Raw genomic sequence first — 21,515 nt, 5'->3', positions numbered from 1 at the left:
CACACGGGATGTCACGTGATGATGCGGGCGAGGCTCGGTGAGGGTTCTGCCAAATGTGGTGACGTGACGGCCAGGTGAGGAGAAGTCTCGATTCGTACGGCTGTCGCCCAACCGAAGGGAGCCTCGCTGTGACGACTGTGCAACAGCGGGCCGCGGCCGAGCCCGTCCGCGCGGGGAGGGTGGTCGTCTCGTGGCTGACGTCGACGGACCACAAGGTCATCGGAGACCTCTACATCATCACCGCGTTCGTGTTCTTCCTGATCGGCGGCGTGATGGCCCTGGTCATCCGGGCCGAACTGGCGCATCCCGGGTTGCAGCTCGTCAACACCGTCCAGTACAACGCGCTGTTCACCATGCACGGCACGCTGATGCTGCTGTTCTTCGCCACCCCGCTGTTCGCCGGGTTCGCGAACGTGATCATGCCGTTGCAGATCGGCGCGCCGGACGTGGCCTTTCCCAGGCTCAACATGGTCAGCTACTGGCTGTTCCTGTTCGGCGGGATCATCGCGCTCGGCGGGTTCGCCACCAACGGCGGAGCGGCCGACTTCGGCTGGACGGGCTACACCCCCCTGTCGGTCGCGACCTTCTCCGGGCAGGTGGGCGGTGACCTGTGGATCGTCGGCCTGGTGTTGTCGGGCCTGGGGACGATTCTCGGCTCCGTCAACTTCATCACCACGATCATCTGCATGCGCGCTCCCGGCATGACGATGTTCCGCATGCCGCTGTTCACCTGGAACGTGCTGCTCACCGGACTGCTGGTGCTGATCGCCTTCCCGGTGCTGGCCGCCGCGCTGCTGGCGCTGGAGGCCGACCGCAAGCTCGGCGCGCACGTCTACGACGCCGCGACCGGCGGGCCGCTGATCTGGCAGCACCTGTTCTGGTTCTTCGGCCATCCCGAGGTGTACATCATCGCGCTGCCGTTCTTCGGCATCGTCACCGAGGTGATCCCGGTCTTCAGCCGCAAACCGCTGTTCGGCTACATCGGCCTGGTCGGCGCGACCATCGCCATCGCGGGGCTGTCCGTCACGGTCTGGGCGCACCACATGTTCGCCACCGGCCGGGTGCTGCTGCCGTTCTTCTCCTTCATGACGTTCCTCATCGCGGTCCCGACCGGGGTGAAGTTCTTCAACTGGGTGGGCACGATGTGGCGGGGGCACCTGACCTTCGAGTCACCCATGCTGTTCTCGGTCGGCTTCCTGGTGACGTTCCTCCTGGGCGGCCTGACCGGCATCATCCTGGCCTCCCCGCCGCTGGACTTCCAGGTCACCGACTCCTACTTCGTGGTGGCCCACTTCCACTATGTCGTCTTCGGCACCGTGGTCTTCGCGATGTTCGCGGGCTTCTACTTCTGGTGGCCCAAGATGACGGGCAAGATGCTCAACGACACGCTGGGGAAGATCCACTTCTGGCTGTTGTTCATCGGCTTCCACGCGACCTTCCTGGTGCAGCACTGGCTCGGCGCGGCGGGCTTCCCGCGCCGCTACGCCGACTACAGCCCGGCCGACGGCTTCACCTTCCTGAACCTGGTCTCCTCGGTCGGCGCTTTCATCCTGGGTGTCTCCACGCTGCCGTTCCTCTACAACGTCTGGTGGACCGCCAGGAACGCGCCGAAGGTGACCGTGGACGACCCCTGGGGGTTCGGCAACTCGCTGGAGTGGACGACCTCCTGCCCGCCGCCGCGGCACAACTTCACCTCGCTGCCGCGCATCAGGTCCGAGCGTCCCGCGTTCGACCTCAAGTACCCCAGGGTCGAGGCGCAGCCGCGCCAGCTCGATCCGACCGCCCCCGGCGAGGAGGTCTGAACCGGGGTCGCCGGAGAGCGAGCCACCGGATTCCCTACTCGGGGTCGTCGGCGGGCCCGGGGAGCCGTGGGAGCGGTTCCCCGAGGCCCGCCTTCCGGCTTTCACCGCGCTGACCTGCTGTGAAAGCGCTGTCAACAGAAAAATAGTGGAAATCATCACCATTTCCTGTGAAGTGATGATTCATTACAGTTTTACAACATCATTCAGCGGCTTTACTCCTGCTTTACCTTCTCGTCTAACGTCCCGCTCGGTGCGTACATAAGGCGCATCTGGGACGTTCGCGCCCGGCGAACCCGGGCAGGGAGGGTAAGCGTTGTCCAGCAAAGGCAGGGGTGCTCGAAGGCGCCTGCTCGCGATAGTGCCCGTCGTGGGCCTGGCCGCTGCGGGACTGGCGGCGGGAGGAGTGTCGGCTCAGGCGGACACCACGGTGGACACCACGGTTGCGAGGTACCAGCCGACCGCAGCCGACTACTACATCAACTACGCCACACCCAGGGACGAGCCCGAGGTGCAGGACCCGGCCGCGCCGAACTCCAAGGAGCGCCGGATCAGCCCGTCAAGGCAGATCGCCCACAAGTATTCCGAGGGTAACCCCGCCGCGGCACGCGTTCTGGCCGCGCGCGAGGCGGAGGCGATCAGGACCGGCATCAACCCCGCCGACTTCCTGTTCAAGAAGGCCAAGGTCGCCAAGCAGGCCAAACTCCTCACCGTCCTGGTGGAGTTCAACGACAAGGCCAACGACGACTTCTCGGGCTTCAAGCGCCCGCCGAACGTCAACGACGACGACCCGGCGAACTGCGTCACCGAGCCGCCGGGCACCCTGCTCAACGGCCCGCTGCATAACAAGATTCCCGACCCCGCGTCCTTGGCACACAAGGACAACAACAGTTTCTGGGTGCCTGATTTCAGCCCGGACCACTTCAACAAGATGCTTTACAGCAAGGAAGGCATCACCAAGAGGGTCCGTACCGACCTGACCGACCCCCGGGACGGTCGCAAGGGCATCAACATCGCCGGCTCCACGATGCGGAACATGTACGAGGAGCTGTCCAAGGGCGCCTACACGGTCACCGGAGAGGCCACCCCGTGGGTCAAGGTCCCGCACTCCGAGGCCTACTACGGCGCCCGCGCCTGTGGCAAGGAAGCGCAGGACATGAGCGGCCACCCGAGCAACCCGCTCGGCCCCGGCCAGCTCGCGATCGACGCGGTCGACACCCTGGCCGCCGCCAACCCGAACTTCCCGTGGGCGGACTACGACGTCGAGGACGTCGCCGACTCCGACGGTGACGGCAACTTCGCCGAGCCCGACGGCGTGGTCGACCACCTCGTTCTGGTCCACGCGGGCAAGGACAAGTCCTCCGACGGCGGCGCCGAGGGCACCTACGCGATCTGGGCGCACTCCAGCGCCGTCGCGGGTGGCTACAAGGTCCCCGGCAAGGACGTGAAGATCTCCAACTACATCGTTCAGCCCGAGGACTCCGGCGTCGGCGTCTTCGCCCACGAGTACGGTCACGACCTCGGTCTGCCCGACCTCTACGACACCACGGGCAGCGCCTCCTCGGCCGTCGACTTCTGGGACCTCATGTCGGCCGGCTCCCACAGCGGCCCGATCTTCCAGTCGATGCCGACCCACATGGGTCTGTGGGACAAGTGGATCCTCGGCTGGGCCAACCCCAAGGTCTTCAACCCCGGTGACCGCAGCCGCGTCGTGACCGTCGGTCAGTCCTCGCGCACGCCCAAGTTCACCGAGGACGGCGTCCGGGTGAACCTGGACAGCGCGCCGCTGAAGATGGTCGAGCCGCACAGCGGCACCAAGATGTGGTGGTCCAACCTCGACCAGGAGTGGGCCGACGTCAAGCTCACCCGCGACGTCCAGGTGCCCGCCGGCACGGACGTGAAGTTCTGGCTCTGGAACAACTACGAGATCGAGGAGGACTGGGACTTCGGCTTCATCGAGGTCTCCACGGACAACGGCGCCACCTGGAGCCAGCAGAAGGTCTACACCGAGGGCGGCGCCCTGGTCTCCACCGGTGACGACTACCCGGACCCGAACAAGAACCTCTCCAAGTTCAACAACAGGAAGTACGCCCTCACCGGCAACACCAACGGCTGGCGGCACGACTACGTCGACCTGGCCCCCTACGCGGGCAAGACGGTCAAGCTCAGGCTCGTCTACAACACCGACGCCGCCTTCACCCCGCGCAGCTGGCACGCCGACGACTTCTCGCTGACCAACGGCGCCCAGACCGTCTGGAGCGACGACGTCGAGGGTGGCAACCAGGGCTGGACGGCCAGCGGTGGCACCTACACCAACACCCACGGCCAGGGCTGGGGCATCAACGACGGCTTCCGTGAGGTCTCCCGGTTCTACCTCGCCGAGTGGCGTAACTTCGACGGCTTCGACAAGGGCCTGCAGTACACCTACACCACCGACTACTCGCGCGACGGCTCGTGGAAGGTGGAGAAGGTCAAGTACAACGCTCCCGGCCTGCTCGTCTGGTACCGCGACTCGACCTTCACCAACAACGTCCTGAGCAACAACCTCGAACTGTCGCCGAGCATCGGCTCCAAGGGCAGCCTGCTCCTGGTCGACTCCCACTTCGAGCCGCTGCGGCGGACCGGCGTGGCCGCGACCAAGGACACGACCATCCTGAAGAACATGCAGGGACGCGTGCAGACCTCCAACGCGGCCTTCACCTTCGGCAAGACCTACCCCTTCAAGGAGTGCATCGAGGGGCCGAACGAGCCCTTCAGCGAGTACTGCACCAACACCGCCGCGCTGCCCGGTGTGCGCGAGTTCACCGACGCCAAGACCTGGTACCCCGGGTTCGAACTGCGTGACGGCAGCCTGTACTACCGTGACTTCGACGCCTCGGTGGTCGTCCCCTCCAAGGGCGACCAGCAGTACAGCACCCGGGTGGTCAACCCCGACGGCACCCCCGCGACCGACGTGTACGGCGTCGACCTGGGCAACGGCAACGTCCTGGGCAGCGGTAACCCCGGTGACGAGGGCAAGGCCCTGGGCGTGAAGTTCAAGCTGCTCGCCCCGCTCCCCGGCAACCTCGGTGTCCTCCTCCAGGTGACCCCGCCCAAGAAGTGACCCGGCGCGTCCCCGTCCGGGCCCACCCGGGCGGGGACGACCCCGGCGAACGGTGAGACACCAGGACGCCCGGCCGGACCTTTCCGGCCGGGCGTCCGCCGTACCCGGCCGCGGGCGCAGCCCCACGATCCGGCGGGCCCTACGATCTGACGGGAAGGCAGTGGACCGGAAGGGGCGGCGTGGGCGAGTTACGAGGCAAGGCAGAGCACACCGAGGCCATCAGGACCGGGCGCAGGGTCTGCGTGGTGGTCAACACCCACTCGCGCAGGGGCCGCCGTCTCTACCCCCGGGTGGTCGCCACGCTGCGCGCCGAGGGCTTCGAGCCGATCCGCACCTTCGCCGTGGTCGACCCCCGCCGTCTGCGCGCCACCCTGGACACGGCCCTGGCCGAACGGCCCGACCTGCTCATCGTCGGCGGCGGGGACGGCACGCTCAGCGCCGCCGTCAAGCACGTCGCGCACCGGGACGTGGCCCTGGGCGTGCTGCCGCTCGGCACGACCAACAACTTCGCCCGCAGCCTCGGGCTGCCCCTCGACCTGCCGGGCGCGATCAGGGTCTTCCGCACCGGCAAGGTCGCCGACGTCGACCTAGGCGTCGCCGGTGACAGGGAGTTCGCCAACCTGGCCAGCTTCGGCGTCTCCGTCGAGGTCGCGGGCACCGTGAGGCCCTGGCTCAAACGCCTGCTCGGGCGGGCCGCCTACCCGCTCACCGCGCTGACGATCCTGCCCCGCCACCGGCCCTTCCGCGCCTTCATCACGGCCGACGGCCGCCGCCACGAGCTGCTCACCCACCAGCTCAACATCGCCAACGGCCGTTTCCACGGCGGCTGGCAGGTGGCCAGGGACATCAGCATCGACAACGGCAGGCTCGTGGCCTACCAGCTCGGTTCGGGCAAACGGCTGAGGCTGCTGGTGGAGACCCTGGTACGGGCGACGACCGGCCGCTGGCGCAGCCTCGCGGGCGGTCCCTTCGTCGTCGGTCAGGAGATGTACCTGGAGACCGACCCGCCGCTGGCGGCCGACGTCGACGGCGAGGTGCGCCTGATGACCCCGATCACGATCAGGACCGTTCCCAACGGCCTGCGCGTCATGGTCACGGACGACTTCGTCGACTCCTGACGCGCGGGGCCGTACGGAGGCGGGACCTAGCGGCGGGAGGACCGCAGGAAGCGGTTGCGCAGCCTGCCGAGCAGCATCGGCTCCCGCGCGGGGGCAAGCCCCTCCCGCGCCCTGCGCAGGTCGTCGAGGGCCTCGGCGGCCGAGGGGCGCCCGGCGGAGGAGGGGTCGCGCATCCGGCGCAGCAGCTCCATCACCTCGGCGGGCACGCCGGGACGCGCCTGGCCCACGGCGTCCGACCCCGGCGCGGGCAGCCCGCCGGTCAGCAGCTGGAAGGCGATCACCCCCGCCGCGTACACGTCGGCGGCGGCGGTCATCCGCTCCGGCCTGGCCTGGCACTCGGGGGCGACGTAGTGGGTGTCGAGCACGTTGGGCAGCTCGTTGGCCACCGTGTGCGGACGCGGACCGGGCTTGGCGTAGTCGAACCCGGTCAGCATGGCCCTGCCGTCCTCGGTGACCAGGACGCGGGCGGGACTGAGCGCCCGGTGGATGACGTTGTTGGCGTGGACGTGGGCCAGCCCGAGCAACATGTCCTCGACCACGTCGAGCTCGGCCTCGACCGACGGCCGCCTGCCCGCCTGGGACATGTACAGGTGCAGCGCCTGGCCGTGCACGTCGTCCAGGACCAGCACGAACCGGCTCTCGTCGTCGATGGCGAAGAAGTCACGCGAGCGCACGACGCACGGGTGCGGGGGGATGCGGGTGAGCGACTGGTAGGCGTTGGCGATCAGCCGCCGCTCGGCCGCCCTGGGCTCCTCCTCGGCCAGCGGGTCGGCGCGGTAGACCCGCAGCAGGACCGTCTCGCTGCCCGGCAGCGTCGCGTTGATCGCCCGGTACTCGGTGGTCCGGTTGTCCCCGCCGAGCTGCTCCTCGACCTCCCAGTTGCCGAAGCGCGGCGGCGAGGTCGACCGCCGCACGCTGCCGTTCAGCGCCTCGATCACCGCCGTGCGGTACGGCCTGGCGTCCGGGGTGTATCCCCGCCTGACCCGGGAGACGTCGCTCAGCATGGCGACCAGCCCCGCCAGGTCGGTGACGTGCCGCGCGTCACGGCCCGCCGGGTCGACGAGCTCGGCGTCGGCGCCCGTCAGCACGACGACGCTGTCGACGTAGACCCGTTCGAGCTCCCGGTGGCTCTGGGTGAGAAGGCCCTTCAGCGCCCGCCCGTTGCCGCGCAGCTTGGCCACGGGGGAGCCGAAGGCGTCCCGCCGCGCGGGGAACCACCGCGTCCCGGCCACCTCGATCCTGCCCCGGGTGCCCTTGACGTCGATGACACAGAGCGAGTGGCCGGTCACGACGATCAGGTCCACCTCGAAGGCGTCGTCGCCACGGGGCACCTCGATGTTGTGCAGCAGCAGCCAGTCGTCCGGCGCGCTGTCCCGCAGATGCGCGATGACCCGCCGCTCCGCGTCGTTGACCGGGCGCCCGCCACCGACGATCTGTGCCATCTCTAGCGTGCCGCCCTTCTTCTCTGTACTTGAAGTAGGGCAAGGGTCTCATGATCTCGCCTGTCACTACTTTTCGCCACTCCGCGAAAGTAGGCTCGGCGGACGTGGAACCCATGGAGATCACCGCCGGAGCGTTGCACCTGCGTCCGTGGAACCTGTCGGAGGCCGACGCCGTGGCGGCGGCGCTGGCCCTGCGGGATCCACGGATCCGCCGCTGGGCGACCGGCCTGCCCGAGGGAGCCGACGAGCGGGCCTGGCTCGCCCAGCGCGCGCTCGGCTGGTCCGACGGCTCGGAGGCCTCCTTCGCCGTCACCGGCGCGACGACCGGCGAGGTGCTCGGCCACATCAGGGTCAGGATCGGCACCGGCGCGGCCCGCGGCCACGGGGAGGTCGGCTACTGGGTGCTGCCCTCCGCCAGGGGCCTCGGCGTGGCCACCCGGGCGCTGGGCGTCGTCGGGCGCTGGGCGTTCGGCTTCCTCGGCCTCTCCCGCCTCGACCTGCGGCACGCCACGGGCAACGCCGCCTCGTGCCGGGTCGCGGTCAAGGGCGGGTTCGTCCTGACCAGGCTCCTGTCGGAGCCCTCGTGGGTCGAGGAGGAGGGGACGGAGGAGTTCCACCTGCACACCCTGACCCCCGGGGACACCCCCTGACCCGGGCCGTACGGCGGGGCGCTCAGCGGCCGTGCCGCGGGCTGACCAGGCCGGTCTCGTAGGCCAGGGCGACCACCTGGGCGCGGCTCGACAGCCCGAGCTTGGTCATCGTCCGGTTCAGGTGGGTCTTGACCGTCGCCTCGCTCACCTGCAGCTCGTCGGCGATCTCCCCGTTCGACAGCGCCCTGCCGACCAGGCGCAGCACCTCCGTCTCCCTGGCGGTGAGTGTGTCGAGCCCCGTCCACGAGACGAGCGCGGTGTCCTTCTCCCTGGTGTAGGCCTCGACCAGGCGGCGCGTCACGGTCGGCGCGAACAGCATGTCCCCGGCGGCGATGGTGCGGACGGCCGCGATCAGCCGCTCGGGAGGGGTGTCCTTGAGCAGGAAGCCGGACGCCCCGGCCCGCAGCGCGTCGTAGACGTACTCGTCGAGGTCGAAGGTCGTCAGGATCAGCACCTTCGGCTGGGCCGGGCCCGTCGTGGCCAGGATGCGCTCGGTCGCCGCGATGCCGTTCAGGTCGGGCATCCGCACGTCCATCAGGATCACGTCCGGGCGGGTCGAGCCCGCCATGGCGACGGCCTCCTGCCCGCCGGAGGCCTCCCCGGCGACCTCCAGGTCGGGGGTGGCCCGGATCAGCGCCGCGAACCCGGCCCGCACCAGGATCTGGTCGTCGACGACCAGTACCTTGATCATTGGTCTCCTCGCTCCTGAGGGGCTGAGAGCGGCAACGTCACCGTGACCTCGAACCCGCCTCCCGGCAGCGGTCCCGCGCGCATCTCGCCCCCGTAGAGCCTGACCCGTTCGCGCATCCCGATCAACCCGAGGCCGCCCCCCTCGTCCCCCTGCGGGACGGCGCCGTCGTCGGTGACCGTGATGATCAGCTCCTCACAGTCGTAGCGCAGCCGTACCGAGGCGTGGGCGGGCAGCGCGTGCTTGATGACGTTGGTCAGGCTCTCCTGGACCACCCGGTAGGCGCACAGCTCGACCCCGGGGTTGAGCCGCCTCGCCTTGCCCGACACGTCGAGGGCGACCTCGACCCCGGCGGCGCGGACGCGCTCGACGAGCTGACCGAGCTGGGGCAGGCCGGGGGTCGGGTCGTAGACGCCGTCGATGCCCGGCCGCCGGTCGACCCTGAGCACCGCCAGCAGCCGCCGCATCTCCTCAAGGGCCTCGTGGCTGGTGTCGGCGACCGTGGCCAGCGCGGTCCTGGCCGTCCCCGGGTCGCTGGCGAACACGTAACGGGCCAGCCCCGCCTGCACCGAGATCACCGACATGTGGTGGGCGACGATGTCGTGCAGCTCCCTGGCGATGCGCACCCGCTCCTCGGTGACCGCGCGCCTCGCCCGCGCCTCCTGCTCGTATCCGAGCCGCTCGGAGAGGTCGGCCAGGCGCCTGTTGCGGTCGGCGAGCCTTCGGGTGCCCAGGCCGAGCGTCCAGGCCGTCAGGACGATCAGCACGCTCTGCGCCAGGTTCAGCGCCGCCATGTCCTTCGACGCCGCGAGCGAGGACCACCACCAGACCGAGGCCGCGGCCAGGACCCCGGCGACCCCGGCCGCGAGCGAGCGCCGTACGGTCACGGTGTAGAGCGTCAGCAGGACGGAGAAGTTGTTCACGTTCGGCTGGTAGCCCAGACTGTGGTGCCACAGGGACGCGGCGACGCACAGCAGGAGCGCGGTCATGGGCGCGTGCCGCCGTACGGCGACGGGGAGGTTGGCCGCGCAGGTCAGCAGGATCGCGACCGTGTCGGGACGCAACCAGGTGCCGGTCTGGTCCTTGACGGCCCACACCAGGGTGATCCCGGTGAGCGCGACGGCCAGCAGGGTGTCGACGATCCGTGGGTCGACCTCACCCACCCGCCGCGCGAGTGCCGTCACTGTTGCCCGCATGCGCGGCATGCTAGCCAGGCGCGGACCGTCCTCTCATCGAGCCGGTGGATGAGTGACCGTACCGCGGAAGTTGTACGGCCGCGCCGCGCCTACCGCGCGGGTCACGGCCGTATCCGCCCGCGGGCCGATGTGGACCGGGTCTCGCACGGCTTACGGTGAGTCCGCTGTGGGACGACGGCCTCGTTGTCAGGGGCCGTCTGACGTGGGTTCCGCCGGCGGCTCCGGCGTCCACGGCCGGCGCCCCGGAGCTCTCCACCCGGGGCGCCGGCCGTGGACGGGCCCTCGAAGGCGTGCACGGGGGCGGCTTTCGAGGTCACGGGCCGGTGCGGCCGGTGCGGCCCGCGCCGTGAGGCGCGGGGAAAGGGCGCGTGGCCGCGGGGAAAGGACGGGCAACGGCCCGATCAATCGTCGGTGACCTGGGGTTTGCCGGCCCGCCACAGGGTAGGCGCCTTCTCCTGTAGGGAGGAGGAACGCCATGATCGGCAATCCCAAGGACACGCTGTCGACCGCCGAGCTGATCCGGCGGATGTCACAGGAGGTCTCCCGCCTCGTCAGGGACGAGCTTCGCCTGGCGAAGCTGGAGTTCGCGGAGAAGGGCAGACACGCCGGGCTCGGGGCGGGGCTGTTCGGCGGGGCCGGTGTGGTGGCCCTGTACGGCGGCGGCTGCCTGGTGGCCGCGGTGATCCTGCTTCTCGCCCTGGTGATGCCCGCCTGGGTCGCCGCCGCCGTCGTGGGCGTCGTGCTCCTGGCCGTGGCCGCCGTTCTGGGGCTCCTCGGCAAACGGCAGGTGTCCGAGGCCGTTCCGCCCGCTCCCGAGCTGACCATCGAGAGCCTCAGGGAGGACATCGGCATGGTGAAGGAGAGTGCGCACCGATGAGCGAGAGCGACAACGGAACTCCGAAGGACGAGATCTGGGACGCGGGCACGGTCGGCGCCCACAGACAGCGGGTCGGCGCCCCGGTGGCCCCCGACGAGAGGATGTCGCTGAACGTCCCGCCCAAACAGCCGGGCGGGGGCCCCTCCTCGGCGCCCACGGGTGAGGGGGGCGACGGCACGCCCAGCCTCGTCGAGGGGGACGGGGGTACCGGACAGCCCACAGCCGTCCGGCGGACCCCCGGGAAGGCCCCCGGGAAGGCCGCAGAGAGAGCCACAGGGAAGGCCACAGGGGCTCCGGAGAGGTCTCCGGAGAAGGCCCACGGGAAGGAGACGGGCGAGGCCGGGGGAACGAGCCGGGAGTCCGTACGGCGGGACATCGAGCGGGACCGCCGCGAACTGGGGGAGACCGTGGAGGCGCTGGTGCGCAAGACCGACGTGCGAGGGCGTGTGCACGAGACGGCCGCCCAGGTCGGCGACGAGTTGCGCCGGGCGGGCGCGGCCACCGCGGCCACCGCGACCGGGGTCGCCGAGCGGGTCAGGCGGACCACCCCGGCCGACGTGCGGCGGGCTGCCGACGAGGTCACCACGCGGGCGGCCAGGCGTCCCGTCGCGGCCGCGGCCGTGGCGGCCGTCACGGCGGCCGTCGGCCTGGTCGTGTTCCGCCTGATGAGGCGCGGCCGGAGGAGGTAGAACGCTCCACAGCCCGCCACCCGTGACCTGGTGATGTTTTGGGATGGGCGGATTCGGGGGGCGGCGGGGTAATCTGGCCGTTTCCGGGTGGGCGGCGGACCCCCTCCTTTCCGCCCGCCCGGTATCCGGGGGACCGGTGACTCCCCGCTGAACCGTTCCGGCCGTCCGTACGTAGTGATCGGTGCGGGAGGTCTTGTCCGCCGTGAGGTGGCCACGGCCTCCCGATGTGGCGCCTCCCGAGTCCGGAGCGGGGATCGCCGCAGGGTACGACCCCCTCTCCGGCCGATCCCCCCAGGAGGACTCATGCGCCGAGCTCTCGGCCTCACCACGGGTCTCGCCCTCGTCGCGGTCGCCCTGTCACCCATCGCCCCCGCGCAGGCGGCGACCTGCGTCAGCGCGGTGGAGAAGTGCGAACGGGAACCCCTCGTCAAGATCAAGCTCAAGGCCAAGGGGACCCCGCGCGTCCACCAGGGCGGGCGCGTCACCTACACCCTCGACTACTCCATGACCTGGATGGAGTCCTTCGCCCCCTACTGGGCCTCCTTCTGGGTCGGCGGCACCCTCCCCAGGGGCGCGAAGGCCCCGCGCACGGCGACCCTCATGGACCCCTCGGGCAGGAAGGTGGCCACCTTCCCCTGCCACAAGTACCGTGACGGCCTGTGGTGCGAGGTTCCCAGCGACGTCTCCAAGCCGGTTCCGCACAAGGGCAGGATCGTCCTGAGCACCACCCTCGCCCGTCACGGCGGCAGGACGGCGGTGGCCAGACTGGGCTTCGACAGCGTCGACGGCCTCGGCCAGAAGGATTTCGAGCGGCACTACGGCCGCGCCGCCGCGCGTGACCGGTTCTGCGTCTTCCGTTTCACCAAGACCGTCGTCACGAAGGTGCGTTCCTGACGTCGGCCGCCGCCGGGGCCCGCGGGAGCCCCGGCGGCCGGCTCTCACGAACCGGCGGCCATGTCGAAGAAGCGCAGTTCAAGCCGTACGGCCCGGCGGAAGACGTCGAGCACACGGGCCTGCTCCCGCGCGGGGAGCGCGGGGCCGAGGCGGTCGAGCTCGCCGCGCAGGAAGGCGACCCAGGCGCGGAACGCGGGTCCCTCGTGCAACTCGATCCACTCACGGTGCACGAAGCTCCCCGGGCCGCCGGGACCGCCGGGCAGCGGCTCCTCGGCCAGGCTCGCCCAGCCGAGGTAGCTCCACTCCGCCACGCACAGGACCGCCAGGATGGCCGGGTAGTCCAGGCTCCTTCTGGCCTCGTCCATCAGCGCGCGGAAGTCGGCCGTCACCGGTTCGAGCGGGGGAGCGGTCAGCTCGGCCTCACTCGCGCCGAGGGCGGCCAGCGCCCGGTGGAAGTAGGTCTTCTCCTCCGTCGTCGCGGTCTCGCCGAGGAAGCGGCCGAACGGCACCCGTGACTCGAAGTTGTCCGCGGCGGCGACGGCGGCGCCGAGCAGCGCGGTGAAGGAGTCGACGAACTGGAAGTCCTGCACCAGGTAGCGGCGCATGGCCTCCTCAGAGGTCAGCCCCCGGGTGATGGAGGCGGCGAACGGGTGGGTGACGACCGCCGTCCACTCCGGCTCGGAGCCGGAGCGCAGCCACTCGCTGAAGGCCGGGTCCGCGGCGTCCGCCCGCCACCCGTCGTAGGAGTCGCTCCAGGGGGTCTGACGGGGCTCTGCGGACACGGGTTTCTCCTCGCGGACGGGAACACGACCGGGGTGAATGCTAGTCGCGCCCCCTCTATCCTGGGGGGATGCCAGCCGAGGGATGCCTGTTCTGCGCCATCACGACGGGGGAGCGGCCGGGAGAGGTGGTGTTCTCCGATGAGGTGGCCACCGCCTTCCTGGACATCCGGCCCGTCTTCAAGGGGCACGTCCTGGTCGCCCCCGCCGCGCACGCCGAGACCCTCACCGACCTGCCTCCCGCCTCGGTCGGCCCGTTCTTCCAGCGGGTCCAGGCGGTCGCCGCCGCCGTCGAGCGGGGGCTCGGCGCGGGTGGCACGTTCGTCGCGATGAACAACCGGATCAGTCAGAGCGTGCCGCACCTGCACGTCCACGTGGTGCCCCGCAACCGCAAGGACGGCCTGCGCGGCTTCTTCTGGCCCCGGACCGCCTACGACGGCCCGGGGGAGGCCGCGTCGTACGCCCTGCGTGTCCGTGAGGCCCTCACGCCTTTCAGCCCCTCGGCGCGGACGTCCTGAAAGTGGTGTTCCTGAAGGGGTCCGGGCCGGTCGGCATGTCTTTGATCTACAACGTAAAGGCATGGGGAGGGGATCTGATCTCCGTCGGAGGGGCGCCGACCCACGTGCGAGGATAGGGTCCGGGACGTGGAACCCCTCGTCGCCGCGCTGCTCGTAGCCGCCCTGGTGGGCGTCCCGGCCCTGGTGCTGTGGCGCGTGCTGCGCGGCAGGCGCGAGCTGGGCAGCAGCCCGGCCGAGCGCGCCACCTTCGAGACCCTGCACACCGCCTCCCTGGCCGCGCCGCCGCTGCGGGCCGGGCTCACCGAGGCGGGCACCCAGAAGGCCTCGCGGCATCTGCGCGAGCTGCTGGGCTCCCCGGCGCTGGCCATCACCGACGGGCAGCGTCTTCTGGTCTACGACGGCGAGGGGGAGCACCACGCCGCCGAGGCGTTCGCCTACGCGGCCAAGACCCTCGGCGGGGGCCGTACCCAGGTGCTCGGCCCCGAGGTCGTCTCGTGCGACATCCCGGAGTGCCCGATCAGATACGCCGTCGTGGTGCCGCTCACCACGGACGGCCGGGTGGTCGGCTCCCTGGCGGCCTACGGCGGGCACGCCTCGGCCGGCCTGGTCAGGGCCACCCACGAGGTGGCCAGCTGGGTCGACTCCCAGCTGGAGCTGGCCGAGCTCGACCGTTCGCGGACGCGGCTGATGGAGGCCGAGGTCCGCGCGCTGCGCGCGCAGATCTCCCCGCACTTCATCTACAACTCGCTGACGACCATCGCCAGCTTCGTGCGCTCCGACCCCAACCGCTCCCGTGAGCTGCTGCTGGACTTCGCCGACTTCACCCGCTACTCCTTCAGGCGGCACGGGGAGTTCACCACGCTGGCCGAGGAGCTGCGGTCCATCGACCGCTACCTGACCCTGGAACGCGCCAGGTTCGGCGACCAGCTCCAGGTGACGCTGCGGATCGCCCCGGAGGTGCTCGCGGTCGCCGTGCCGTTCCTGTGCCTGCAGCCGCTGGTGGAGAACGCGGTCAGGCACGGCCTGGAGAGCAAGCCGGGCATCGGCCGCATCTCGATCATCGCCGAGGACGCCGGGGCCGAGTGCCGGATCAGCGTGGAGGACGACGGCGTCGGCATGGACCCCGAACGGCTGCGCCGCATCCTGGCCGGGGACGCGGAGGAGCGCTCGGGGACGGGCGGGGTCGGCCTGGCCAACGTGGACGAGCGGTTGCGTCAGGTCTACGGTGACGAGTACGGCCTGGTGGCCGAGACCGGCAAGGGCGCGGGAACCAAGGTGAGCGTCCGTGTGCCGAAGTACCACCCGGGTGTCTCCGCCCACTGAACACCTTTCTGTGGATTCGGCAGGTCAGGAACTGTTGACAGGTGATGTCTGATTCATCACCCTCTAGGGATTCCCCCTCGACGATCCGGAGGAGTGCCCGTGACCGGTCTTCGAGTCCTGGCCGTCGACGACGAACTTCCCGCCCTGGAGGACCTGGCCTACCTGCTGCGGGACGACCCGAGAATCGGAGAGGTCGCGCAGGCGAGGGACGGCGCCGCGGCGCTGCGCGTGCTCGACCGGGCGATCGCCGACGGGCGTCCGATCGACGCCGTCTTCCTCGACATCCGGATGCGCGGCCTGGACGGGGTGGTGCTGGGCAGGCTGCTGTCGCAGTTCGCCAACCCACCCCGGGTGGTGTTCGTGACCGCCTACGAGGAACACGCGGTGGACGCCTTCGAGATCAAGGCGGAGGACTACCTGCTCAAGCCCGTCAGGCCCGAACGGCTGGCCGAGGCCGTACGACGGGTGTGCGTGTCGGCCGAGCTGCCGGACGGGGACGGGGCGAGCCGGGCGGGGCCGGGCACGATCCCGGTCGAGCTGGGCGGGGTGACCCGCTTCGTGGCCAGCACCGAGGTGCGCTACGTCGAGGCGCAGGGCGACTACGCGCGCCTGCACACCGCGGGCGGCAGCCACCTGGTCCGCATCTCGCTGGCGACCCTGGAGGAGCGGTGGTCCTCGGCGGGGTTCGTGCGTGTGCACCGCAGCCACCTGGTGGCCGTCAAGCACATCGACGAGCTGCACATCGACTCGGGGCGGTGCGTGGTGCGCGTCTGCGGGACCGAGATCCCGGTCAGCCGCAGGCACACCCGGGAGCTTCGCGACCTGCTGGTCCGCAGGGCGCGCAAGGGCAGGCCCGAGTGAGCAGGGCGGGGGCGGAGCACCCGCGCGGGGACGAGGGCCGCCCGCGCCGCGAGGTGGTGACCAGCCCGCGCACCACGGCGGCCCGCAACCCCCGTTACCCGGTGACCAGGGAGATCGACGAGCAGACCAGCCTCGGCGAGGTCTACATGCGCTCACTGGTGCGCACCCAGTTCCGGCTCGCCCTGTTCGTGTGCACCGTGCTGGCCTGCGTGGTCGGCGGCCTGCCGCTGCTGTTCCTGCTCGTGCCCGAGCTGCGCGCGGTCCTGGTGCTGGGTGTCCCCCTGCCGTGGGTCGTGCTGGCGGGCGTGATCTACCCGGTCTTCGTCATCGGCGCGTGGCTGTACGTACGGCAGGCGGAGCGCAACGAGCGCCACTTCGCCGACCTGGTGGACCGGGCGGGGTGAACGTCGTCTACGGTGTGGCCGCGGTCGTGCTGGTGATGCTCACCACGGTGCTGATCGGGGCGTTCGGCATCCGCCTGTCCCGCACGACCTCCGACTTCTACGTCGCCTCCCGCACGGTCTCCCCGCTGTGGAACGCCTCCGCGATCGGCGGGGAGTATCTGTCGGCGGCGAGTTTCCTGGGCATCGCGGGGCTGATCCTGCTGTACGGCGCGGACATGCTGTGGCTGCCCGTCGGCTGGACCGGCGGTTACCTGGTGCTGCTGGTCCTGGTCTCGGCGCCGCTGCGCCGTTCCGGCGCCTACACGCTGCCCGACTTCGCCGAGGCGCGTCTGGAGTCGATGGCCGTACGGCGGATGGCCGGGGTGCTGGTCGTGCTGATCGGCTGGCTGTACCTGATGCCGCAGTTCCAGAGCGCGGGGCTGGTGCTGCGGGCCGTCACCGGGGCGCCCGACTGGGCGGGCGGGCTGGTGGTCGCGTGCGTGGTCGGGGTGAACGTGCTGTCGGGCGGTATGCGTTCGATCACGTTCGTGCAGGCCTTCCAGTACTGGCTCAAGCTCACCGCGCTGGCCGTGCCGCTGGTCTTCCTGGTGCTGGCCTGGCGGGCGGACGGCGCGCCCGGCCTGAGCGCGCGGGACGTGGCCACCTGGGCGCTGCCGCTGTCCGGCGGCAGGGAGTACGGCCTCTACTCGACCTACTCGCTGATCCTGGCCACGTTCCTGGGGACCATGGGGCTGCCGCACGTGCTGGTGCGCTTCTACACCAACCCGGACGGGCGGGCGGCGCGCCGTACGACGCTGGCGGTGCTGTCGTTGCTGGGCCTGTTCTATCTGATGCCGGCCCTCTACGGCGCGCTGGGCCGGGTCTACCTGCCGGGGCTGCGGGGCAGCGACATGGTGGTGCTGACGCTGCCGGGGCGGCTCGTCGGGGGCGTCGCGGGCGACCTGCTGACCGCGCTGGTGACGGCGGGGGCCTTCGCGGCGTTCCTGTCCACCTCCTCGGGGCTGACCGTCTCGGTCGCGGGGGTCATCGGGCAGGACATCCTGCGGGGCGGGGTCCGTTCCTTCCGTGTCGCGGCGGTGGTCGCGGTCGCCGTACCGCTGGTGTTCGCCTCGTCGGCGCGTTCGCTGCCGGTCGCCGACGTGGTCGGGCTCGCCTTCGCGGTCTCGGCCTCCTCCTTCTGCCCGTTGCTGGTGCTGGGCATCTGGTGGCGGCGCCTGACGCCGCCGGGGGCGATGGCGGGGCTGGTCGTCGGCGGCGGCCTGGCCTGCGGGGCGGTGCTGCTGACGATCGGGGAGGGGCCGCACACCGGGTTCGCCGGGGCGTTGCTGGCCCAGCCCGCGGCGTGGTCGGTGCCGGTCGCGTTCACCGTCATGGTCGTGGTCTCGTTGCTGACCAGAAGCCGTATCCCGCCCGGTGTGGCCAGGACGATGGTCCGCCTGCACACGCCGGAGACGCTGGATCTCGACCGGGGTGACTGGCGCCCCCGCTCTACTTGACAATGATCTATGACTTATGTCGAAATGGCCTGTAATATAAGGACATTTCTGTTATTCGAGTGACAACAGGAGCGTGCGATGGGCAACAGCAACTCCAACGGCCAGTCGCTTCTCAAACCGGACGGGTTCCAGCTGGAGGACAACTTCTCGGTGACCCTGTCCGAAAGGGTGCTCCTCGACGAGTTCTTCACCGTCCGGTTCGCTCCCGGAACCCTCTGACGACGATGGCGCGCGCCCAGCGCGAGCGCGGCACCGGCCTGACCGGCGCGCTCGCCGTCATCGAGTCCGTACTCGCCGACCGTGGGCTCTCGGCCGAGCTGGTCTCGGCGGGGTCGGCGGAGTTCCCCGTGCACCGCTGCACCGTGCGCGACCCCGAGGGCCGCGCGGTCACCGCCTCCCTCGGCAAGGGAGCCGGCGCCCAGAGCACGGTCAGCGCGCTGTTCGAGGCCTGGCAGCACCTCCAGCACGAGGAGGGGCAGGCGGCGCTCGCCCACGACAGCGGGCGGGTGCGGGCCATCCCGGTCGGGACGGTGGTCTCCCAGCCGGAGCTGCGCGGTGAGGAGATGATCCAGCGCCTGGCCCGCGACTACCCGGACGCCGGTCTCGCCTGCCTGCGCGCCGAGCCGCTGAGCCCGGGACGGTCCCCGGTGTGGTACCCGGCCTTCTCCCGCTCGCCCTCCTGCCGCAGTCACCCGATCCCCGGGGACGACCTGCGCTACGAGCCCTACCTGCGCTACGCCTACGACAACGGCACCGCGGCCGGGGTCAGCGAGCAGGACGCCCTCCTGCACGGCCTGCTGGAGGTCGTCGAACGGGACGCGCTGTCACACGCGCTCCTCGACTGGTACCTCGGCGGGAGGTCGAGACTGTCCGCGCTCGACCCGGAGAGTCTCCCGCCCGACCTGCGGCGCCTGCACGATGAGGCCGCGACCTATCTGGGAGCGCTCCCCATCATCATCGACATCACCTCCGACCTGGGCATCCCCGTCTACTGCGCGCTCCCCTCCCGGGCCGGGCCGTACCCGGGGGTGATCGGCTCCGGCGCCTCCCTCGACCCGGAGTACGCCGTCGAGCGGGCGCTGACCGAGGTGGTCCAGTCGTCGTTCAACCTCTCCCTCGGCGTCGACCTGACCCTGGGCCGCAGGCTGGAGAGCCTGCGGCGCTGGCCGCTGCTCGAACGCTGCGCCCGGCTCGACCCCGCCCCGCTGCTCGACCGTGTCGTCTTCGACGCGAAGCTGCCCGAGGCCGGCCCCGAGGACGGCGGGCAGGGCGTCGGCGAGCAGATCGCCGCGATCCTGCGGACGCTCGGGCACGCCGGGTTCGGGGCCTACTCCTTCCGGTGGAACCCGGAGCACGACAGGTGCCCGGTGCTCACCGTGATCGTCCCCGGCCTTGAGGCGTTCTCCATGGTGCACAGCGCGGTGCCCGTCCTGCCCACCGGCAGGGCCCTGCGGCGCCTGGCGGGCCGCCGCTGACGGGCTCACTCGGCCGCTCGGCGCACGGAAAGGACCTTTCACCGCACACCATCACCAACTTGCCGCGACACGACGCCACCTGGGCGAAGAGCCTCTCGGCGGTACTCCACGCGGGGTACCGTCCCCTCCTACGTTATCCGTGATCCACATCACATATGCGGGAGGTCCGATGACCGCCAGGCGTAAGGAACCATCGGTGTACGAACGGATAGAGGGTGAGGAGGGCTTCCAGGAGCTCAGACGGCGCTTCCGGTCCTGGGCCTTCCCGATGACCGCGGCCTTCTTCGCCTGGTACCTGCTGTACGTGGTGCTGTCCGGGTGGGCGCGTGACTTCATGGGCGTCAAACTCTTCGGCAACGTCAACGTGGCACTGATCCTCGGCCTGCTCCAGTTCGTCTCGACCTTCTGGATCGCCTGGGCTTACTCCCGCTACGCCGAGCGCAGGCTGGACCCGCTGGCCGAGGAGCTCCGCCGTGAGGCCGAGCGCGAGAGGGAGGCGGCGTGAGCCACCAGACGCTCTCCACGGCACTGTTCCTGGTCTTCGTCGCGGCGACGCTGGGCATCACCTTCTGGGCCAGCCGCAACACCAAGGACGCCGCCGACTTCTACGCGGGCGGGCGCTCCTTCAGCGGCCTGCAGAACGGCCTGGCGATCGGCGGCGACTACATGTCGGCCGCCAGCTTCCTCGGCATCGCGGGCATCATCGCCCTGTCCGGCTACGACGGCTTCCTGTACTCGATCGGCTTCCTGGTCGCCTGGCTGGTCGCGCTGCTGCTGGTCGCCGAGCTGATGCGCAACTCCGGCAAGTACACCATGGCCGACGTGCTGGCCTTCCGGATGAGCCCGCGCCCGGTCCGCACGGCCGCGGGCGTGTCGACCATCACCGTCTCGATCTTCTACCTGCTGGCCCAGATGGTCGGCGCGGGCGCGCTGGTCGGCCTGCTGCTCGGCATCACCTCCTCGACGGGCAAGGCGCTGACGATCGTCGGCGTCGGCCTGCTGATGGTCATCTACGTGGTCGTCGGCGGGATGAAGGGCACCACCTGGGTGCAGATCGTCAAGGCCGTGCTGCTGATGACCGGCGCGGCCCTGGTCACCCTGCTGGTGCTCGGCCGGTACGGCTTCAACATCTCCGGGCTGCTCGGCTCCGCCGCCACGGGCAGCGGCAAGGGCGACGCCTTCCTCATCCCCGGCCTGAAGTACGGCACCGCCGCCCAGGGCCTGGCCGGGAAGATCGACCTGATCAGTCTCGGCCTGGCGCTGGTGCTCGGCACCGCCGGCCTGCCGCACATCCTGATCCGCTTCTACACCGTCCCCACCGCCAAGGAGGCCCGCAAGTCGGTCCTGTGGGGCATCGGCATCATCGGCGTCTTCTACCTGCTGACCCTCGTGCTCGGCTTCGGCGCGGCGGCGATGGTCGGCGGCGAGGCGATCGCCGGGCAGGACAAGGCGGGCAACACCGCGGCGCCACAGCTCGCCGAGGCGGTCGGCAGGGCCGTCTTCGGCGAGGTCGGCGGCACGATCCTGCTCGCGGTCATCGCCGCCGTCGCCTTCGCGACCATCCTGGCCGTCGTCGCCGGTCTGACGCTGGCCTCCTCCTCCAGCTTCGCCCACGACCTGTACGCCCACGTGTTCAAGCGCGGCAAGGTCACCGAAAGGGAGGAGATCCTGGTCGCCAGGATCTCGGCCTTCGTCATCGGCGCGGTCGCCATCGGGCTCGGCATCCTCGCCCAGGGGCAGAACGTGGCCTTCCTGGTCTCGCTGGCCTTCGCGGTCGCCGCCTCGGCCAACCTGCCCGCCATCCTCTACAGCCTGTTCTGGCGGCGCTTCAACACCGCGGGGGCGGTCTCGGCCATCTACGGCGGCCTGCTGTCGGCCCTGATCCTGGTGATCTTCTCCCCGGTCGTCTCGGGAGGCAAGACCTCGCTGTTCCCCAACGCCCACTTCGACTGGTTCCCGCTGAGCAACCCCGGTATCGTCTCGATCCCCCTGGGCTTCCTGGCGGGTTACGTGGGCGCGCGGCTCAGCAAGGAGTACAACCCGGGCAAGTACGCCGAGATCGAGGTCCGCTCGCTCACCGGCATCGGCGCCGAGCAGGCCGTACGGCACTAGGAGCTGTTCGGGGTTCGGATCTCGGTGGGGCCGGAGAGCGGGCTGGCTGTGGCTGGTAGAACTCGGACGTGGCGCGTTTTGATGTGACGGA

At 70.6% G+C, this 21,515-nt stretch carries 20 protein-coding genes; 16 read left to right on the top strand and 4 right to left on the bottom strand.

What is annotated here, in order from left to right; all coding sequences use genetic code 11:
• Window positions 1–128: 128 nt before the first annotated feature.
• From ctaD to ACIBVQ_RS19580, 3 genes are all read left to right on the top strand, one after another.
• Window positions 129–1,802: a cytochrome c oxidase subunit I gene (gene ctaD, locus ACIBVQ_RS19590; protein ID WP_362911486.1), complete on the top strand. Its 1,674-nt coding sequence runs from the start codon at window positions 129–131 to the stop codon at window positions 1,800–1,802.
• A gap of 367 nt (window positions 1,803–2,169) precedes the next feature.
• Window positions 2,170–4,902, top strand: coding sequence for an immune inhibitor A domain-containing protein (locus ACIBVQ_RS19585; protein WP_362911485.1), 2,733 nt, complete (start codon window positions 2,170–2,172; stop codon window positions 4,900–4,902).
• A 179-nt stretch (window positions 4,903–5,081) separates the two neighbouring features.
• Window positions 5,082–6,020, top strand: coding sequence for a diacylglycerol kinase family protein (locus tag ACIBVQ_RS19580; protein ID WP_352011571.1), 939 nt, complete (start codon window positions 5,082–5,084; stop codon window positions 6,018–6,020).
• A gap of 26 nt (window positions 6,021–6,046) precedes the next feature.
• Here the strand turns inward: ACIBVQ_RS19580 and ACIBVQ_RS19575 are convergent, their stop codons facing one another.
• The gene (locus ACIBVQ_RS19575; RefSeq protein ID WP_352011572.1) at window positions 6,047–7,462 is read right to left on the bottom strand and encodes an NERD domain-containing protein kinase family protein; all 1,416 of its coding nucleotides are present in this window, start codon (window positions 7,460–7,462) and stop codon (window positions 6,047–6,049) included.
• Window positions 7,463–7,575: 113 nt separating this feature from the next.
• On the opposite strand from ACIBVQ_RS19575, the gene ACIBVQ_RS19570 reads away from it, so the two are divergent.
• Window positions 7,576–8,112 carry a GNAT family N-acetyltransferase gene (locus ACIBVQ_RS19570; protein ID WP_362911694.1) on the top strand — a complete coding sequence of 179 codons (537 nt, stop codon included), beginning with the start codon at window positions 7,576–7,578 and terminating at the stop codon, window positions 8,110–8,112.
• 22 nt (window positions 8,113–8,134) lie between these two features.
• Here the strand turns inward: ACIBVQ_RS19570 and ACIBVQ_RS19565 are convergent, their stop codons facing one another.
• Together ACIBVQ_RS19565 and ACIBVQ_RS19560 are read right to left on the bottom strand one after the other, a co-directional pair.
• On the bottom strand, window positions 8,135–8,803 hold the full coding sequence (locus tag ACIBVQ_RS19565; RefSeq protein WP_352011573.1) for a response regulator transcription factor: 669 nt from the start codon (window positions 8,801–8,803) through the stop codon (window positions 8,135–8,137).
• Window positions 8,800–9,996, bottom strand: a complete 1,197-nt coding sequence (locus ACIBVQ_RS19560; protein WP_352011574.1) for a sensor histidine kinase — start codon at window positions 9,994–9,996, stop codon at window positions 8,800–8,802. The genes ACIBVQ_RS19565 and ACIBVQ_RS19560 overlap by 4 nt, the downstream gene beginning before the upstream one ends.
• A 475-nt stretch (window positions 9,997–10,471) precedes the next feature.
• On the opposite strand from ACIBVQ_RS19560, the gene ACIBVQ_RS19555 reads away from it, so the two are divergent.
• The 3 genes from ACIBVQ_RS19555 (at window position 10,472) to ACIBVQ_RS19545 (ending at window position 12,456) form a co-directional block, all read left to right on the top strand.
• A complete protein-coding gene (locus ACIBVQ_RS19555; protein ID WP_352011575.1) occupies window positions 10,472–10,873 on the top strand; it encodes a phage holin family protein in 402 nt (133 codons plus the stop codon).
• Window positions 10,870–11,562: a DUF3618 domain-containing protein gene (locus ACIBVQ_RS19550; RefSeq protein ID WP_399178951.1), complete on the top strand. Its 693-nt coding sequence runs from the start codon at window positions 10,870–10,872 to the stop codon at window positions 11,560–11,562. The genes ACIBVQ_RS19555 and ACIBVQ_RS19550 overlap by 4 nt, the downstream gene beginning before the upstream one ends.
• Window positions 11,563–11,865: 303 nt before the next feature.
• Complete coding sequence (locus ACIBVQ_RS19545; RefSeq protein ID WP_362911483.1) at window positions 11,866–12,456, top strand: hypothetical protein; 591 nt, start codon at window positions 11,866–11,868, stop codon at window positions 12,454–12,456.
• Between the two features lie 44 nt (window positions 12,457–12,500).
• On the opposite strand, the gene ACIBVQ_RS19540 is transcribed toward ACIBVQ_RS19545, so the two are convergent.
• A complete protein-coding gene (locus tag ACIBVQ_RS19540) occupies window positions 12,501–13,238 on the bottom strand; it encodes a TenA family protein (protein ID WP_352011578.1) in 738 nt (245 codons plus the stop codon).
• A 68-nt stretch (window positions 13,239–13,306) separates the two neighbouring features.
• Between ACIBVQ_RS19540 and ACIBVQ_RS19535 the strand changes: the two genes are divergently transcribed.
• From ACIBVQ_RS19535 to ACIBVQ_RS19495, 9 genes are all read left to right on the top strand, one after another.
• Window positions 13,307–13,753, top strand: coding sequence for an HIT family protein (locus tag ACIBVQ_RS19535; RefSeq protein ID WP_362911481.1), 447 nt, complete (start codon window positions 13,307–13,309; stop codon window positions 13,751–13,753).
• A 126-nt stretch (window positions 13,754–13,879) separates the two neighbouring features.
• Window positions 13,880–15,076: a histidine kinase gene (locus tag ACIBVQ_RS19530; protein WP_352011580.1), complete on the top strand. Its 1,197-nt coding sequence runs from the start codon at window positions 13,880–13,882 to the stop codon at window positions 15,074–15,076.
• A gap of 99 nt (window positions 15,077–15,175) precedes the next feature.
• Window positions 15,176–15,937 carry a LytTR family DNA-binding domain-containing protein gene (locus ACIBVQ_RS19525; RefSeq protein ID WP_352011581.1) on the top strand — a complete coding sequence of 254 codons (762 nt, stop codon included), beginning with the start codon at window positions 15,176–15,178 and terminating at the stop codon, window positions 15,935–15,937.
• Window positions 15,934–16,341: a hypothetical protein gene (locus ACIBVQ_RS19520; protein WP_352011582.1), complete on the top strand. Its 408-nt coding sequence runs from the start codon at window positions 15,934–15,936 to the stop codon at window positions 16,339–16,341. The genes ACIBVQ_RS19525 and ACIBVQ_RS19520 overlap by 4 nt, the downstream gene beginning before the upstream one ends.
• Window positions 16,338–17,837, top strand: a complete 1,500-nt coding sequence (locus ACIBVQ_RS19515) for a cation acetate symporter (protein ID WP_399178948.1) — start codon at window positions 16,338–16,340, stop codon at window positions 17,835–17,837. Before ACIBVQ_RS19520 ends, ACIBVQ_RS19515 begins: the two co-directional genes overlap by 4 nt.
• Window positions 17,838–17,915: 78 nt before the next feature.
• Window positions 17,916–18,056 carry a hypothetical protein gene (locus ACIBVQ_RS19510; RefSeq protein ID WP_352011584.1) on the top strand — a complete coding sequence of 47 codons (141 nt, stop codon included), beginning with the start codon at window positions 17,916–17,918 and terminating at the stop codon, window positions 18,054–18,056.
• Window positions 18,057–18,061: 5 nt separating this feature from the next.
• A complete protein-coding gene (locus ACIBVQ_RS19505) occupies window positions 18,062–19,312 on the top strand; it encodes a YcaO-like family protein (RefSeq protein WP_352011585.1) in 1,251 nt (416 codons plus the stop codon).
• A 196-nt stretch (window positions 19,313–19,508) separates the two neighbouring features.
• Window positions 19,509–19,817, top strand: a complete 309-nt coding sequence (locus tag ACIBVQ_RS19500; RefSeq protein WP_386194638.1) for a DUF485 domain-containing protein — start codon at window positions 19,509–19,511, stop codon at window positions 19,815–19,817.
• The gene (locus ACIBVQ_RS19495; protein WP_399178945.1) at window positions 19,814–21,424 is read left to right on the top strand and encodes a cation acetate symporter; all 1,611 of its coding nucleotides are present in this window, start codon (window positions 19,814–19,816) and stop codon (window positions 21,422–21,424) included. Before ACIBVQ_RS19500 ends, ACIBVQ_RS19495 begins: the two co-directional genes overlap by 4 nt.
• The last annotated feature ends 91 nt before the right edge of the window (window positions 21,425–21,515 follow it).

It is taken from the genome of Streptosporangium sp. NPDC049376, assembly GCF_044466505.1.
Taxonomy (GTDB): Bacteria; Actinomycetota; Actinomycetes; order Streptosporangiales; family Streptosporangiaceae; genus Streptosporangium.
The sequence above is the reverse complement of the archived record's forward strand: the minus strand, read 5'-3'. Positions and strand labels throughout refer to the sequence as shown.